This is a genomic window from Rhodospirillales bacterium, assembly GCA_016699855.1.
Lineage (GTDB): Bacteria > Pseudomonadota > Alphaproteobacteria > Reyranellales > Reyranellaceae.
Window position 1 is genome coordinate 2,665,697 of record CP064988.1, and the last position, 15,381, is coordinate 2,681,077.

Annotated in this window: 15 protein-coding genes and 2 pseudogenes; 10 read left to right on the forward strand and 7 right to left on the reverse strand. The window is 69.8% G+C overall.

The window, feature by feature from the left end; translation table 11 throughout:
* Positions 1–8: 8 nt before the first annotated feature.
* Positions 9–860 carry a kinase/pyrophosphorylase gene (locus IPK81_12545; GenBank protein QQS14896.1) on the reverse strand — a complete coding sequence of 284 codons (852 nt, stop codon included), beginning with the start codon at positions 858–860 and terminating at the stop codon, positions 9–11.
* A gap of 336 nt (positions 861–1,196) precedes the next feature.
* On the opposite strand from IPK81_12545, the gene IPK81_12550 reads away from it, so the two are divergent.
* From IPK81_12550 to hemJ, 3 genes and pseudogenes are all read left to right on the forward strand, one after another.
* Positions 1,197–2,351 (forward strand): uroporphyrinogen decarboxylase, encoded by a 1,155-nt coding sequence (locus IPK81_12550; GenBank protein ID QQS14897.1) that lies wholly within the window; start codon positions 1,197–1,199, stop codon positions 2,349–2,351.
* The gene (hemH, locus tag IPK81_12555) at positions 2,348–3,409 is read left to right on the forward strand and encodes a ferrochelatase (GenBank protein QQS14898.1); all 1,062 of its coding nucleotides are present in this window, start codon (positions 2,348–2,350) and stop codon (positions 3,407–3,409) included. The genes IPK81_12550 and hemH overlap by 4 nt, the downstream gene beginning before the upstream one ends.
* Positions 3,373–3,846: pseudogene (gene hemJ, locus IPK81_12560) on the forward strand (protoporphyrinogen oxidase HemJ). The gene hemH and the pseudogene hemJ overlap by 37 nt, the downstream one beginning before the upstream one ends.
* 12 nt (positions 3,847–3,858) lie before the next feature.
* On the opposite strand, the gene IPK81_12565 reads toward hemJ, so the two are convergent.
* Entirely contained in the window at positions 3,859–4,356 is a 498-nt protein-coding gene (locus IPK81_12565) for an NAD(P)H-dependent oxidoreductase (protein QQS14899.1), read from the reverse strand.
* An 85-nt stretch (positions 4,357–4,441) separates the two neighbouring features.
* A pseudogene (locus tag IPK81_12570) lies at positions 4,442–4,612 on the reverse strand (NAD(P)H-dependent oxidoreductase).
* A 121-nt stretch (positions 4,613–4,733) separates the two neighbouring features.
* Between IPK81_12570 and IPK81_12575 the strand changes: the two are divergent.
* Genes IPK81_12575 through IPK81_12585 form a run of 3 tightly spaced genes read left to right on the forward strand, consistent with a single transcriptional unit; the run spans position 4,734 to position 6,518 of the window.
* Positions 4,734–5,264 carry a phosphonopyruvate decarboxylase gene (locus IPK81_12575; protein QQS10508.1) on the forward strand — a complete coding sequence of 177 codons (531 nt, stop codon included), beginning with the start codon at positions 4,734–4,736 and terminating at the stop codon, positions 5,262–5,264.
* Complete coding sequence (locus IPK81_12580) at positions 5,261–5,884, forward strand: aldehyde dehydrogenase (protein ID QQS10509.1); 624 nt, start codon at positions 5,261–5,263, stop codon at positions 5,882–5,884. The genes IPK81_12575 and IPK81_12580 overlap by 4 nt, the downstream gene beginning before the upstream one ends.
* 19 nt (positions 5,885–5,903) lie before the next feature.
* A complete protein-coding gene (locus IPK81_12585; GenBank protein ID QQS10510.1) occupies positions 5,904–6,518 on the forward strand; it encodes an aldehyde dehydrogenase in 615 nt (204 codons plus the stop codon).
* A 6-nt stretch (positions 6,519–6,524) separates the two neighbouring features.
* Here the strand turns inward: IPK81_12585 and grpE are convergent, their stop codons facing one another.
* Positions 6,525–7,178, reverse strand: a complete 654-nt coding sequence (grpE, locus tag IPK81_12590; protein ID QQS10511.1) for a nucleotide exchange factor GrpE — start codon at positions 7,176–7,178, stop codon at positions 6,525–6,527.
* Between the two features lie 131 nt (positions 7,179–7,309).
* Entirely contained in the window at positions 7,310–8,431 is a 1,122-nt protein-coding gene (gene hrcA / locus IPK81_12595) for a heat-inducible transcriptional repressor HrcA (protein ID QQS10512.1), read from the reverse strand.
* A 204-nt stretch (positions 8,432–8,635) separates the two neighbouring features.
* Here hrcA and rph point away from each other — a divergent pair, with 204 nt between their 5' ends.
* Genes rph through IPK81_12610 form a run of 3 tightly spaced genes read left to right on the forward strand, consistent with a single transcriptional unit; the run spans position 8,636 to position 11,218 of the window.
* Positions 8,636–9,355 carry a ribonuclease PH gene (gene rph / locus IPK81_12600; protein QQS15085.1) on the forward strand — a complete coding sequence of 240 codons (720 nt, stop codon included), beginning with the start codon at positions 8,636–8,638 and terminating at the stop codon, positions 9,353–9,355.
* A gap of 37 nt (positions 9,356–9,392) precedes the next feature.
* The gene (locus tag IPK81_12605; protein QQS10513.1) at positions 9,393–10,028 is read left to right on the forward strand and encodes a non-canonical purine NTP pyrophosphatase; all 636 of its coding nucleotides are present in this window, start codon (positions 9,393–9,395) and stop codon (positions 10,026–10,028) included.
* Positions 10,025–11,218: a coproporphyrinogen III oxidase gene (locus tag IPK81_12610; GenBank protein QQS10514.1), complete on the forward strand. Its 1,194-nt coding sequence runs from the start codon at positions 10,025–10,027 to the stop codon at positions 11,216–11,218. The genes IPK81_12605 and IPK81_12610 overlap by 4 nt, the downstream gene beginning before the upstream one ends.
* Before the next feature lie 76 nt (positions 11,219–11,294).
* Here IPK81_12610 and IPK81_12615 read toward each other — a convergent pair whose 3' ends face one another.
* The gene (locus tag IPK81_12615; GenBank protein ID QQS10515.1) at positions 11,295–12,530 is read right to left on the reverse strand and encodes a porin; all 1,236 of its coding nucleotides are present in this window, start codon (positions 12,528–12,530) and stop codon (positions 11,295–11,297) included.
* Between the two features lie 630 nt (positions 12,531–13,160).
* Here IPK81_12615 and IPK81_12620 point away from each other — a divergent pair.
* Positions 13,161–13,718, forward strand: a complete 558-nt coding sequence (locus IPK81_12620; protein QQS10516.1) for a DUF3576 domain-containing protein — start codon at positions 13,161–13,163, stop codon at positions 13,716–13,718.
* 115 nt (positions 13,719–13,833) lie between these two features.
* Here IPK81_12620 and IPK81_12625 read toward each other — a convergent pair whose 3' ends face one another.
* Positions 13,834–14,304 (reverse strand): OmpA family protein, encoded by a 471-nt coding sequence (locus IPK81_12625; protein QQS15086.1) that lies wholly within the window; start codon positions 14,302–14,304, stop codon positions 13,834–13,836.
* Positions 14,305–15,381 lie beyond the last annotated feature (1,077 nt).

Sequence of the window (15,381 nt, forward strand, 5' to 3'; positions counted from 1 at the left end):
TCGACTGGTCAGGTCGTCTCCATCCGCACCGGGCCGGTCGCCTCGCGCCGCCGGTCGATCATCTGGAGGATCGCCGCGGCCGTCTCCTCGATCGAGCGCCGCGTGACATCGATGCTGGCCCAGTTGTGCCGCGCATAGAGCTGCCGGGCCGCGCGCATCTCGCCTTGGACCACCTCCAGATCGGTGTAGGCCGTGTCTGCGTCCTCCCGCAGCAATTGGAGACGATTGCGGCGGATCTGCACCAGGCGCTCGGCGTCCGTGACCAGTCCGACGACCAGCGGACGGCGGGCCGTCTCCAGCTCCCGCGGCACCGGCACGTCCGGAACCAACGGCACGTTCGCGGCCTTGATACCCCGGTTCGCGAGATACACGCAGGTCGGCGTCTTCGATGTCCGCGACGGTCCCACCAGAACGACATCGGCCTCGTCGAGATCGTGCGTCGATTGTCCGTCGTCATGCGCCAGGGTGTAGTGCATGGCGTCGATGCGGCCGAAATAGCCGTCGTCCATCGCGTGCTGCCGCCCCGGCCACATCGCGGTCTTGCTGTGGAAGTGGACCCCCAGCGTGCTGATCGCCTGGTCGAGGATACCGATGCATGGAAGCTGCAGACGCCGGCAATGCTCGCGCAGGCAGTCCCGCAATTCCGGATCGACCAAGGTGTACAGCACGGGCCCGCGGTTGAGCTCGATGGCGCCCGCGACCTTGTCCATCTGCACCGTCGTGCGGACGAGCGACCACACGTGTTCCGTGGCGAACACGCCTTCGAACTGGGCCAGGCACGCCCGCGCCACGCCGGCGACCGTCTCCCCGGTGGAATCCGACACCAGATGCAGGTGGAAATTGCGACCGCGCGAGACCATGGAACCACCGCCTTCCGGGGTGACTCTACTCCACTGCGGCGCCGGGAAAAGCCGTATCGATCCGGGTCCCCGAGCGCTCCCCCATCCCCCGCCGGCGCCGGATCGACGACAGACGTGTGGACGGCGCGTGAAATCGCGCATGACCCTCCCTTCGGCACCAAACCGCCCACCTCGACGTATACGGGCCCGATGAACCGCGCTGCGCACATCCTTCCACGTGACTCACGCTACCCCGGGACCCGGAATCACCCGTGATTCCTCATTGAATCCGCACATGACGCCGATCCTTCCCGATTCAATCCCCGTTAATCCGCCGGGCGGTCACGATCCCCCGGCATGACGGGAAAAAACCCGCGAAGATTTGATCCCCGACGTCCACACGCCCTACTGCTTCTTCGACTCCATAAGATTCATGAATCAGTTAAAGAAGGGTGGAGCCAAAAAGGGAATGTGTCCGTGGATCGATTGTTGACGCGGGTCCTGCGCGGCGAGCGAACGCCGGGCCCGCCAGTATGGTTGATGCGCCAGGCTGGACGGTACCTGCCTGAGTACCGGGCGAGCCGCGCGCGCGCCGGTTCGTTCCTCGATCTTTGCTACTCGCTGGATTTCGCCACCGAGGTGACGCTCCAACCGATCCGCCGTTTCGGATTCGACGCCTCGATCATCTTCTCGGACATCCTCGTCGGGCCGCAGGCGATGGGCCGCAAGCTCTGGTTCGAGGAAGGCGAGGGACCGAAGCTCGACCCGATGGAAGGTCCGGCCGACGTCGCGCGGTTGTCCTCGGCGGGTCTTGAGGACCGTCTGCAACCCGTCTACGAGGCGATCCGCCGCACCCGCGCGGCGTTGCCGGAGTCGACCGATCTGATCGGATTCTGCGGCGCGCCTTTCACGCTCGCCTGCTACATGATCGAGGGTGGTGGCAGCCGGGACTGGTTCAAGGTCAAGCAATGGGCCTATGGCCATCCCGAAAGCTTCCGGCGGCTGATCGAGGCGTTGGTGGACGCCTGCGCCGCGCATCTCGCCCGTCAGGTCGAGGCGGGCTGCGACGTGGTGCAGATATTCGATAGCTGGGCGGGCGTCCTGCCGGAGGAGCAGCTCTTCCACTGGTCGGTGCAGCCGACCCAGGCGATCGCGCGCAAGCTGCGGGAGCGCCATCCTGGAACGCCGGTGATCGTGTTTCCGCGCGGCGTCGGGCCCGCCGCGATGATGTACCGGCGGCTGCCGGAATTCGCCGCGATCTCCATCGACACCGGCATCGGCGCGCACTGGGCGGCGCAGGAGCTGCAACCGCACCTCTGCGTCCAGGGGAATCTCGATCCCGCGATGCTGGTGGTCGGCGGCGAGGCGATGGCGCACGAGACGAAGCGCATCCTCGGCAAATTGTCGGGCGGGCGGCACGTCTTCAATCTCGGTCATGGCGTCGTGCCGCAAACGCCGCCCGACAACGTCGCGCGGCTTGTCGATATCGTGCGGGACTGGTCGAGCCGATGAGCCGCGTCGCGGTGGTCCTGTTCAATCTCGGCGGACCGGATTCGCCGGAGGCGGTCGAGCCGTTCCTGCGCAACCTCTTCGCCGATCCCGCGATCCTGCGCGTGCCGGCGTTCATCCGGGGTCCGCTCGGCCGCTTCATCGCCCGGCGGCGCGGACCGACGGCGCGCGCGATCTATGCCCAGATCGGCGGTCGCTCGCCGATCCTGCCGCAGACCGAGGCGCAGGCGCGGGCGCTGGAGGCGGTGTTGACGACGCGGCGCGGAGACACCGATTTCCGCGTGTTCGTCGCGATGCGCTACTGGCGGCCGTTCGCGCGCGATGTGATCGTCGATGTGAAGGCGTTCGCGCCGGACCGCGTCGTGCTGCTGCCGCTGTATCCGCAGATGTCGACCACGACGACGGAATCCTCGGTCCGGGAATGGCGGGACGTGGCGCGCGCGGTGGGGCTCTCCGCGTCGACATCGACGGTGTGCTGCTATCCCGCGCAGCGTGGATTCGTCGAGGCCGCCGCGGCGTTGATCCGTCGCGATCTCGACGCGGTCGGCCAGCGGCCGGTACGTCTGCTGTTCTCCGCGCACGGCCTGCCCGAGAAGGTGATCCGCGCCGGCGATCCCTACCAGGCGCAGGTCGAACGCAGCGCGCGGGCCATCGTCGAGCGCCTGTCGATCGACGGCCTCGACCATGCGGTCTGCTACCAGAGCCGGGTCGGCCCGCTGAAATGGATCGGTCCCTCCACCGATTCGGAGATCGCGCGCGCCGGCCGCGACGGGCGCGCCGTCGTGCTGTTTCCGGTGGCGTTCGTGTCGGAGCATTCCGAGACGCTGGTCGAACTCGATATCGAATACCGGCACTTGGCGGAGCGCGCCGGCGTGCCGGCCTACAGGCGCGTGCCGACGGTCGGCGTCGAAGCCGCGTTCATCGACGGCTTGGCGACCCTCGCGTTGACGGCCGCCGGGTCGTCGCGCGCGGTGGTGAACGACGATGGCGACGCGAGCTGCCCGGCGGCGTGCGAGGCCTGCCTATGGCGGTCGCCGATGTTCGCCGCGGCCGCGGGCTGACGGAGGCGCGCGTGGTCTTCCTCGTCGTCAAGGGGCTCCATATCGTCGCCGTCATCTCGTGGATGGCGGGGCTCCTCTATTTGCCGCGCCTGTTCGTCTACCATTGCGACGCGGCACCGGGATCGACCCAGTCGGAGACGTTCAAGGTGATGGAGCGACGCCTGCTGCGGGCCATCATGAACCCCGCGATGTTCGCGGTATGGGGTCTCGGCCTCTACATGGCTTAAGACGCCGGCCACTGGCTGGCGGGCTGGTTCATCGCGAAGATGGTCCTCGTCGTCGCGCTGACGGTCGTGCACCACCTCTACGCCGCGTGGCGCAAGGATTTCGAGCGCGACGCGAACGTCCGGCCGGCGCGGTTCTTCCGGATATGGAACGAGGCGCCGACGCTGCTGATGATCGGGATCGTCTTTCTCGTGGTCCTGAAGCCGTTCTAGCGCCGCCGCGTCCTATGAGACGTCCGGCGGCCCTGGATGGCGCGAGACGTGGCCGGGGATCAACGAGCCGTCGGCCGCGAAATCCGTCGTGAGGTTCATCGTCAGCGGTTTCACCGCCTCGATATTCGCCAGCAGCGCCGTGTAGTCCTCGACCACCTTCGCCCGGCGCGCGTCGCCCTCGGCGCCCGGCGTGGCGACGCCGTAGGCGACGAAGGGTGGCAGCACGTCGAAGCCGACGAAACGCAGCGTGCCCCACAGCAGCGGCCACAGCATCATGTTCATGTCGCCGTTGCGGCTGCCGTCGACGAAGCTGCTCCGGGGCGCGCCGGTGGTCATGGCGATCATCGCCTTCTTGCCGGCGAAGGCGCCCTTCTCGTACCAGCGCGCGCCGCCATAGGCGTAGCGGTAGGCGAACACCCGGTCGATCCAGCCCTTCAGTACGGCGGGCACCGAGAACCAGTAGATCGGGAACTGCCAGACCATCAGGTCGCAGGCGTCGAGTTTGTCCATCTCGGCCTTGACCTGCGGAGCGAAGGTGCCCGAGCGGAAGGCGTGGCTCTGCTCCCTTCGGCGCGTCGAAACGCGCCGGCTCGGCCGCCTCGAGGAAGTCGTGCCTGTCGAGCGTGGCGGCGAATCCTGCGCGGTAGAGGTCGGAGACGACGACGGTATGCCCGGCCGCCTCCAACGCGCGCACGGCGGCGTCGCGCATGGTGGCGTTGAAGCTGCCGGCCGGCTCGGGATGGGCGTAGACGATCAGGATGTTCATTCGGGCTCCGGGGTCGCGGACATCGTGGTGGCGCGATTGTGCCCTGCGCGGCGCGCCGCTTCCACGCCGCCGTCCGCGCCGCTAGGATCGCGCCCGACCGGGAAGCAGGAGACCGTCGGGCATGAGCACCGCCACCGCCGCCGATTGGCGCGACCAGATATTCGAGACGCTGGAGGCGCACGAGATCAAGCAGGTCTACTACGTGCCCGACGCCGGGCACTCCAAGCTGATCGAGAAGTGCCAGACCTCCAACGCCATGCGCGCCATCGTCATGACGACCGAGGAGGAGGCGATGGGCGGCGCGCTCGGCGCCTGGCTCGGCGGCGAGAAGAGCGTGGCGTTGATGCAGTCCTCCGGCGTGGGCAACTGCATCAACATGCTCGGGCTGAGCAAGACGCTGCGCTATCCCATGCTGATGATCGTCACGATGCGCGGCGACTACGGCGAGTTCAATCCGTGGCAGTACTCGATGGGCCAGGCGACGCCCAAGGTGCTGGAGGCCGTGGGCTGCATCGTGATGTCGGTCGACAGGGCCGAGGACGTCGCCGCCACCGTCAACGCCGCCGCCAACATGGCCTTCGAGGGCCAGCAGGCGGTGGCCGTCCTGCTGCGCCAGAAGCTGATCGGCGCCAAGAGCTTCGGGAAGAAATGACGATGGCCGACGCGACGATCCACCGCCGCCCGCTCGTGGCCGCGCTGATGAAGGACGCGACCGCCGACCTGCTGGTGATCGGCGGCCTGGGCCAATGCGCCTGGGACATCACGGCGGCGGGCGACCGCGCCACCAACCTGCCGCTGTGGGGCGGCATGGGCGGCACCGTCATGATGGGGCTGGGCCTCGCCCTGGCGCAGCCCAAGAAGCGCGTGCTGGTGATCACCGGCGACGGCGACATGCTGATGGGACTGGGTTCTCTGGCCACCGTGGCGACGCAGCAGCCGCCCAACCTCGCCATCGTCGTGCTCGACAACGGCAAGTTCGGCGAGACCGGCAACCAGGCGACCCATACCGCGTCGCCGACGCTGGGCGCGCTGGACCGGGGCGCCGGCACGGACCTCACGGCGATCGCGCGGGGCTGCGGCATCGCCGATTGCGCGACCGTGACCGATGAAGGCGCGATCCCGCAGCTCGTGAAGGACGCGCGCACCAAGCCCGGCCCGGTCTACCGCACCGTCAAGATCATGGTCGAGACGCTGCCGTTGATCATGCCGGCCAAGGACGGCGCCTACCTCAAGGACCGTTTCCGTCTGGCCGTGGTCGGCGCCACCGGCTGACGGACGGGAGGAGACCGCGATGGCCGCCGGCAAGCCGCATCGACGCGAGGTCGCGGCCGCCCTGCTCAAGGACGCGACCGACGACCTGCTGGTCGTCGCGGGTCTCGGCGGTTCGGCCGGAGATGTGACCGCGGTCGAGGACCGGGCGCTCAACCTGCCACTGCTCGGCGGCATGGGCGGCGCCGTGATGACCGGCCTCGGGCTGGCATTGGCGCAGCCGCGCAAGCGCGTGCTGGTCGTCACCGGCGACGGCGATCTGCTGATGGGCCTCGGATCGCTGGCGACGGTGGCGGCGCAACGCCCCGCCAACCTCGCCATCGTCGTCATGGACAACGAGAAATTCGCCGAGACCGGCAACCAGGCGACGCACACCGCGCCGCCGCATCTGGGTCCGACCGAGCGTGGCGCCGGCGCGGACCTCACCGCCATCGCCCTGGGCGCGGGCATCGCCGACAGCGCGACGATCGACGATCCCGGTCAGATCGCCCAGCTCGTGCGTGACGCGCTCGCCAAGGCGGGCCCGGTGTTCCGCAACGTCAAGGTGCTGGCGGAGCCGCTGCCGCTGGTCCTGCCGCCGATGGAAGGCTCGGTCCTGAAGGACCGCTTCCGACGGGCGCTGCTCGGGCGCCCGTAGACGGGTTCAACCGCCGTCGGCGTCGACCGCGGCGTTGGCCGGCTCGGCGGGCGCGGCGGCGGGGCCGCCCTTGGCGACCACCACCATCGCCGCGCGCAGCAGCCGATCGTTCAGCGTGTAGCCGTCCATGAACACCTGCGCGACGCTGTTGTTGGGCAGCGTCGCGTCGGGGATCTCGCTGACGGCCTGGTGCAGATGGGGATCGAACGCCGCGCCCTGCGCCTCGATGCGCTTCACGCCGTGGCGCGCCAGGATGTTGCCGAGCTCGCGTCCGGTCGCCTCGACGCCGGCGACGACGCCCTTCAGCTTGTCGTCGAGACCCGCGCCGCCCGGCGGCAGCGCCGCCAGCGCGCGCGATAGGTTGTCGGCGACCGAGAGCAGGTCGCGGGCGAATTTCTCGACCGCGAATTTGTGCGCCGCCTCGACGTCGAGCGCGGCGCGTCGGCGGGCGTTCTGCGTCTCCGCCGCGGCGCGGATCCAGTTGTCCTTGGCCTCGGCCAGCTCGGTCTCGAGCGCCGCGATCCTGGCGTCGGCCGCCTCCTTGATCACGCGCGCGGGGTCGAGCGGACGGGGCGCCTCGGGGATGTCGAGCCCCGGATCGGCGCCGGTCGCGCGCGTGGGCTCGTCGGTGAACGGATTCTGGACGGATTCGGCGGACATGATCTGACTCGGCGCGGCCCTGGGCCGGAACGGGGCGCGGCGAGCCCTGGGGCCCCGCCGCTGGACGTCCCGGACTTAGGGTGCCGACCGCGCCCGGTCAAGGCGGCGCGGCGTCGCCCCGCTCCGTCGGCTCAGCCGATCAGGCGGCCGACGACCTTCGACGTGTAGTCGACCAGCGGCACGATGCGCGCGTAGTTGATGCGCGTCGGACCGATCACGCCGATGGCGCCGACGATGCGCTCGCGCGCGTCGCGGAACGGCGCCACGATCACCGAGCAGCCGGCGTGGCCGAACAGCGGGTTCTCGGCGCCGATGAAGATCTTCACGCCCTCGGCGCTGGCCGACAGATCGAGCAGGCGGGCGAACGACTCGCCGCGCTCCAGCGCGTCGAACAGCCGCTTGATGTTGTCGAGGTCCTCGAGCGCGGTGACGTCCTCGAGCAGGCGGGCCTGGCCGCGAACGATCAGCGCCGAGCCCGGCTCGCCCGCCCAGGTCGCCAGCCCGGCTTCGACCACGCGCCGCGTCAGCGCGTCGAGCGCGGCGCGCTGCTGGCCGAGCTCCTCCTCGATGGCGCGGCGTGCCTCCTCGAAGCCGCGTCCGACCAGGCGCCGCGACAGGTAGTTCGAGGCCTCGATCAGCGCCGAGGGCGGCAGGCCGAGCGGGATGTCGATGACGCGGTTCTCGACCGTGCCGTTCTCGGCGACGGTGACGACCAGCGCCCGGCCGGGGCCGAGATTGACGAACTCGATGTGCTTCAGCGTCGAGTCGACCCGCGGCGCGATGACGACGCCGGCGCAGCGCGACAGGCCGGACAGCAGGCTCGACGCCTCGCTCAGCGCGTCCTGGACCGACCGGCCGACGGCGGCGCAGCGGCCGTCGATGTTCTCCCGTTCCTCCTGCGAGATGTTGCCGACCTCGAGCAGCCCGTCCACGAACAGGCGCAGCCCGGCGTCGGTCGGCACGCGGCCGGCGGAGGTGTGCGGCGCGTAGAGCAGGCCCGAATCCTGGAGGTCGGCCATCACGTTGCGGATCGTCGCCGGCGAGAGATGCTCGGCCAGGCGGCGGGTCAACGCCCGCGACCCCACCGGTTCGCCGGTCTCGACGTAGGATTCGACGATGCGCCGGAACACCTCGCGGGCGCGGTCGTTGAGCTCGGCGATCGACGCGACGCCGCCGGCCGCCGGTCGCGGCGCGGCGACGGATTCGCGAAGCGTCGTGGCGCCAGGCGCGAAACGGGGTATCGAACGGTTCATGGCGGCGCGGGTGGCTGGTCTCCGTGAACGCGGCGTTCCCGGTGAATCTAGGTTCGCGCACCCCCGAGGTCAACGCGCGGCGCGAAATGAGCCGGCCGGCCCCCCACCACCGGACGCGGGGCTTGCGCGACCGGGCCGGCGCGTGGCACGCCCTCGACCGGCTCCGCCGCGTCGGCGGGGCCGATCCGGGGAACGACCATGTCCATCCGCCCGTCCGGCCGCGCGCCCGACCAGCTCCGTTTGATCGAGCTCACGCCGGGCTTCTCCCGCCACGCCGAGGGCTCGTGCCTGACCAAGTTCGGCGACACGCACGTGCTGTGCACCGCCAGCGTCGAGGAGCGCGTGCCGCCGTGGATGCGCGGCAAGGGCCGCGGCTGGGTCACCGCCGAGTACGGCATGCTGCCGCGCTCGACCCACACCCGCTCCGACCGCGAGGCGGCCCGCGGCAAGCAATCCGGCCGCACCCAGGAGATCCAGCGGCTGATCGGCCGGGCGCTGCGCGCCGTGGTCGATCTCGACGCGCTCGGCGAGGTGCAGATCACCATCGACTGCGACGTCATCCAGGCCGATGGCGGCACCCGCACGGCGGGCGTCACCGGCGCCTGGGTGGCGCTGCGGCAGGCGATCGACGGGCTGCGCAGCAAGGGCAAGCTCGCCAAGGATCCGATCACCGGCCAGGTCGCGGCGGTGTCGTGCGGGATCCACCAGGGCGTGCCGGTCCTCGATCTCGACTACCCCGAGGATTCGGCGGCGCAGGCCGACGCGAATTTCGTGCTCACCGGCGCCGGCGGCCTGGTCGAGATCCAGGGCACGGCCGAGAAGGATCCGTTCAGCGAGGCCGAGTTCCTCGCGCTGCTGGCGCTCGCGAAGAAGGGCGTCGGCGATCTGTGCGCCGCCCAGCGCGCCGCGCTCGGGCTGTCCTGATCGGGCGGCGCCTTCCGCGTCGCGCGACGTCGGCCGGATGACCGCCGTGCCCCGCCGCTTCACCGGTCCGACCCTCGTCGTCGCGACCCACAACGCCGGGAAGGCGGGCGAGATCGGCGTCATGCTGCGGCCGTTCGGCGTCCGCGTGGTGTCGGCCGGCGAGCTCGGCCTGCCCGCGCCCGCCGAGACGGCGACGACGTTCATCGGCAACGCCGAGCTCAAAGCGCGCGCCGCCGCGACCGCCAGCGGGCTGCCGGCGCTGGCCGACGACTCGGGGCTTTCCGTGCACGCGCTCGACGGCCAGCCGGGCCTGTACACCGCCGATTGGGAGGGACCGACGCGCGACGCGATGGTCGGCATGACCCGCATCCAGGACGCGCTGGCGGCCCGTGGCGTGCCCGGCACGGCCGACGCGCGGCGCGCGACGTTCAACTGCGCGCTGGCGCTGGCGTGGCCCGACGGGCACTGCGAGAGCGTCCTGGGCCGCATGGAGGGCGCCATCGTCTGGCCGCCGCGTGGGACCCTCGGACACGGCTACGATCCGACCTTCCAGCCCGACGGCCACGCGCTGACCTGCGGCGAGATGGACCCCGCGGTGAAGAACGCGATCAGCCACCGCGCCGACGCGTTCCGCCAGCTCGTCGCGGCGTGCTTCGCGACGGACCCGCCGTGAGCGAACCGGGGCCCCGGCGCGGCGACGAACGGTTGTTCGGCGTCTACGTCCACTGGCCCTTCTGCCTGTCGAAGTGCCCCTACTGCGACTTCAACAGCCACGTGCGCGAGGGCGTCGACCAGCGGCGCTGGCGCGACGCGCTGCGCGCCGAGCTCCGCCACTACGCCGCGTCGACCGCGGGCCGCGAGGTGACCAGCGTGTTCTTCGGCGGCGGCACGCCGTCGTTGATGCCGCCGGACACGGTCGCCGCCGTGATCGCGGAGATCCGCGCGCTGTGGCCGGTGTCGGCCGGGGCCGAGATCACGCTCGAGGCCAATCCGACCTCCGTCGAGGCCGCGCGCTTCGCCGCGCTGGGCGACGCCGGCGTCAACCGCGTGTCGCTGGGCGTGCAGGCGCTGGACGACGCGGCGCTGCGCTTCCTCGGCCGCGGCCACTCCGCCGCCGAGGCGCGCCGCGCCATCGACGTCGCGCGGCGCCATTTCGGGCGGTACTCGTTCGATCTGATCTACGGGCGGCCGGACCACACGGTGCCCGTGTGGCTGGGTGAACTGGACGCGGCGCTGGAACTGGCGGGCGACCACCTGTCGGTCTACCAACTGACGATCGAGCGCGGCACCCGCTTCTGGCAGGACCACGCCCGGGGCGCTTTCGCGATGCCCGACGACGACACCCAGGCGGCTTTGTACGAGGCGACCACCGAACGTCTCGCCGCCGCCGGCCTTCCCGCCTACGAGATCTCGAACCACGCCCGCGACGGCGGCGCGTGCCGGCACAACCTGACGTACTGGCGCTACGAGGACTACGTCGGCGTCGGACCCGGCGCGCACGGGCGGTTGACGACCCCCTCGGATGGCGCCGTCGCGAAGCGCGCGACGCGCCAGACCAGCGGGCCGGAGGCCTGGCTGGAACGCGTCGAGGCGCAAGGGCACGCGACCGACGAGGATTCGGCGATCTCCGGTCCCGGGCTCGTGGTCGAGGCGTTGATGATGGGTCTGCGTCTAGCCGAGGGCGTCGACCGGCTCCGCTTCCGGCGCGTGACCGGGCGCGATCCGGTCGAGGCGTGCGGCGCCGATGGCCTGCGGTCGATGGTCGAGGGCGGCTTCGTGGCGGTCGACGCGGCGTCGTTGCGCGCCACGCCGGCCGGGCTGCAGCGGCTCAACGCGGTCTTGACGCGGCTTCTGCCGGATTGATCCGGTCTCCGCGCGGCGCGCAAAAAAAGAGAGCGGGCCGAAGCCCGCTCTCCTGTTCCACTCCGGATGGACCGGATTAGAAGGTCAGAGCCGTACCGAACACGATGGCCCAGCTGTCGGCCTTCTCGGACTTCGACTGGCCGGAGCCCATGTACATCAGCGCGCCGCCGGTCAGCTTGATGCCCGGCGAGAGGGCGTAGTTGGCGCCCAGCTCGAAGTAGTCGAGCTTGTCCTTGCCCGCGGCGTTCTGCGCGCCGGCCACGCCGTTGCCGTCCTTGTTACGACCGCCCCACCAGCCGGCCGAGAGCTGCCACGGACCCGTCTCGTACATCAGCGAGGCCGTGTACCAGTTGGTCGCGTTGCTGCCGCGGAGGCCCTGGTTGTCGCGGCCGAGACCGCCGCCCAGCGTGAAGCCGGAGAAGCCGATCTGCGCGCCCGCCGCCCAGGTCTTGTAGCGGCCGAAGATCGACGGAGCCGCGGCACCGCCGGTGCCCGCCGCGCCGCGGTCGAAACCGGCCGTGGCGTACGCGCCGTACAGCGCCACCGACACGTCGCCGAACTTGTTCAGGTAGTTCGCCGAGACGTCGATGCCGTTGTGCCAGAGGTTCTGGTTACGCGGGCAGTTCGGGTGGTTGGCACCGCCCGCGCGCGAGTTGCAGCTCACGATCGCGCCGACGCCGAACGACGGGGTGTAGCCGAGGCCGAACTGGAAGCCCGCGAAGCGCGGGGTGTAGTAGTTCAGCTTGTTGGCGTCGCCCGAGAAGCCGGCGTTCTGCGCCGCGCCGGTGCCGAGGATGTTGCCACCGCGGCCGGCGTTGTTCGCCGCCGCGAAGCCGGCGCCGAAGTGGTTGAAGTTGTGGTCGTTGAAACCCCAACCCAGCAGCGCCGACGGCGACGAGTACTGCATGTTGTACGACACCGAGTCGTTGCCGCCGAACTCGATGCGGCCCCAGTCGCCGAACGCGAAGATGTACTCGTGGTCCAGCTGATCGGCGGTGCCGGTCGGGTTCGCGGCGCTGACGCCCGGGTTCTGCGACCAGCCCTCGAGCTCGACACGGATGCCGATCGAGGTGCCGTTGTCGAGCTTCGTGGTGCCGGTGAACCAGATTTCGCCCTCGTACCGGAAGTTCTCCGGACGATAGCTCTGGCCGGTGGTGCCGCCGACGACATCGCGATCGACGTGGCCGACCGTGATCATCGACTGCATGTAGCCACGCAGTTCGAGCTTGATGGGGTCGGCCGCGAACGCCGACGGCGCGGCCATCAGCCCACCGGCGACCAGCGCGGTCGTTCCGAGTAGTGCTTTTTTCATGTTCTCCCTCTCTCGTGGGTCTGTCTAACGCTACGCCTCTATCGAGACCGTCACTGGCCGGTTTTCGAGGGTTTAGCCTAAACCGGCCTATAACCGCCCCCGCCACGAACGGACGACAATGCCATTAACCACCGTGTCGCGGTGGGGGTCAAGAAACCAAAGGCGTCCGGCGCAATTCTGTCGCCAAGTGTGGCAATGAAGACACAGCCGCTAACCGCCCGTAAACGCTTATGGTCTTCGCCGCGGCAGCGAAGCGGAAATGAAGGAAAACTCACTTGTCCGGCGGATGGTTACGTCATGTAGATGTAGCGGGTCGAGTGGCGATCCGGACACCAATTATATGATGTTTCGCAGGTCGGACTCATCGACCGCCGGCCGCTTCAATCGCGCAATAACATTTTACATGTGTGAAACCTACGGCTGGCGTGCGGCGCTTCCGTTCCGCCGCGTTTCGCATCCCGGCGCTGTCGGGGCCGGGCAAGGTTGCCCGCGCCCCTCAGCCGTCACTTGTGGTACGTTCCGGTCTCCCCCTATAAGGCGCAGCGGCGCCGCGTGGACCGGCGCGGACGACCGCATCGGCCGGCGACCTCTGATAGGGAGGGGCGCGGTCCGCCCGGGAGCGAGAAAGCGATGATCCGAATGGACGGAACGGCATTGCGCGCCAGCGCGTTTCTGATCGCCGCCACCGTGGCCGTCGCGGCCTGCGGCCAGAACCAGGGCGCGGACATCGGCACGGTCGACCGCCGGAACAGCGACATCCAGCGCGGCATCGCCGGGCGCACGCAGCAATCCGGCGGCAGCGTTTTCGGCCCCGGCGGCATCTTCGGCAGCAAGGACGAGAAGCGGAAGGGCATCGACGAGCCCGGCGTCGCGGTCAACGCCTATCTGTGGCGCGCCTCGCTCGACACGCTTTCGTTCATGCCGCTGGCGTCGGCCGATCCGTTCGGCGGCACCATCATCACCGACTGGTATTCGCCGCCCGAGACGCCGAACGAGCGCGTCAAGGTGCAGGTGACGATCCTCGATCGCGAGTTGCGCGCCGACGGCGTGCGCGCGGCGGTGTTCCGGCAGACGCTGGCCGGCCGCGGCTGGATCGACGCCGTCGTGGAGCCACGCACCGGCTTCGAGCTCGAGAACCAGATCCTCACGCGGGCGCGCCAGCTGCGTATCTCGCAGGGCGGCGGCTGAGGGCCGGCGCCGACCGGATGCCCCGAGCCGGCGCGACCCGCTGGCGCGAATCAAAAGAGCCGCCCCGAGGGGCGGCTCTTCGATTTCGAAGTCGCCGGCGGAAGCCGGCGCGTCGTTAGTTCAGGACGATCTCGACCCGGCGGTTCTGCGGCTCGCGCACGCCGTCGGCGGTCTGCACCAGCGGCATCGACTCGCCGCGGCCGACCACCGCGATCTGGTTCGCCGGGATGCCCTCGCGGACGAGCTGGTCCTTGACCGCGTTCGCCCGGCGCAGCGACAGCGCCATGTTGTAGGCGTCGCCGCCCGACTTGTCGGCGTGACCCGTCACGTCGAGACGCGTGCTCTTGCCCGCCTTGGCGTCGGCCGCCGCCTGCTTGATCGTCGTCGCCGCCGTCGGCGTGATCAGCGCCCGGTCGAAGTCGAAGAACACGATGTAGCTCTTCTTGCCGGCCACCTTCGGCGGCTGGACCGGCGCCGGACCGGACGGCGGCGCGCCCCAGTTGTACGCCAGGCGCACGAACGGACCGTGGATCAACTCGCCGGCGCGACCCCGTGCGGTCCCCGTCGTGCCGTCGGAGGGCGTCAGGAAGTGGAGACCGTCGAACCACTCCGCCTTATAGCCGGCGGCGATGTGGAACAGCGGCGCGACCTCCCAGTCGACGCCGATCTTGCCGCCGACGCTCCAGAACATGCGGCTGTCGCTGCGGTTGATCGCGTAGTTCGTCGAGCTCTTCGCCTTGCCGTACAGGAACGCGGTGTCGACCGCGCCGAACAGGCTGATCGACTCGGCGATGCGCAGCGAGCCGTCCATGCCGAGGCGCGGCCCGACCGCCCAGGACTTCTGGCGCGCCGTGAACAGCGGCACGCCAACCTGGTCGGTGAACTCGGCCTTCCAGTTCTGATAGCGCACGCCGATCAAGGGACGCACGCCCCAGCCCGGGCCGGACATCGTGTAACCGGCCTCGAGATCGACGTTCCAGTACTTGCCGTCGGTGTTCCGCCACTGAAACGTGTCGCCCTCGGCCTTGCCCGCGCTCTGGTCAAGGTAGCGGCCGCCCAGCGCGATGTCCCACGGCGTGCCGTCGAAGCGGTAGCCGAGCTTGCCGTCGACGCCCCAGCCGTCGCCCGAATGCGCGACCGCGAAGCCCGGCGTCGAGATCTCCTTGTTGTTGGTCGTCGTCTTCAACGAGTACATGCCGTCGATGTACCCGTAGAAACCGAACGTCTGAACCTGCGCCTGCGCGGAACCGGCGACCAGCGCGCCCATCGCTGCGCCCGCCATCAACAGCTTCTTCATGTCAACTCTCCCTCGAACGACGACCGGACGCGCCCCAACGCGACCGGCACATGACCTCGCCTGTGAAAATACCGGGGCGCGAGGCGACCGGCCATTGGAATCACGGCGAAAATTATGAGCGGACGCCTAATTTAGCGCAGTGTTGCAGTCTTGCCACAATTGATGTCCGCGGTTGTCGGCCCGAACGGAAGGCGCAGCCCCGAGGAGGGCCGCCGGTCCATCCGATGTCAGGATTTGGTCAGTTTTCGACGGCCTCGACCCGGCGGTCCCGCGAGTCGGACACGCCGTGACATCGGATGGCGATGCGGCTTGACGCAGGACGGAACGCGGGGCATGCCCCGCGCTTCGGCTTTTTCGTTCCGGATC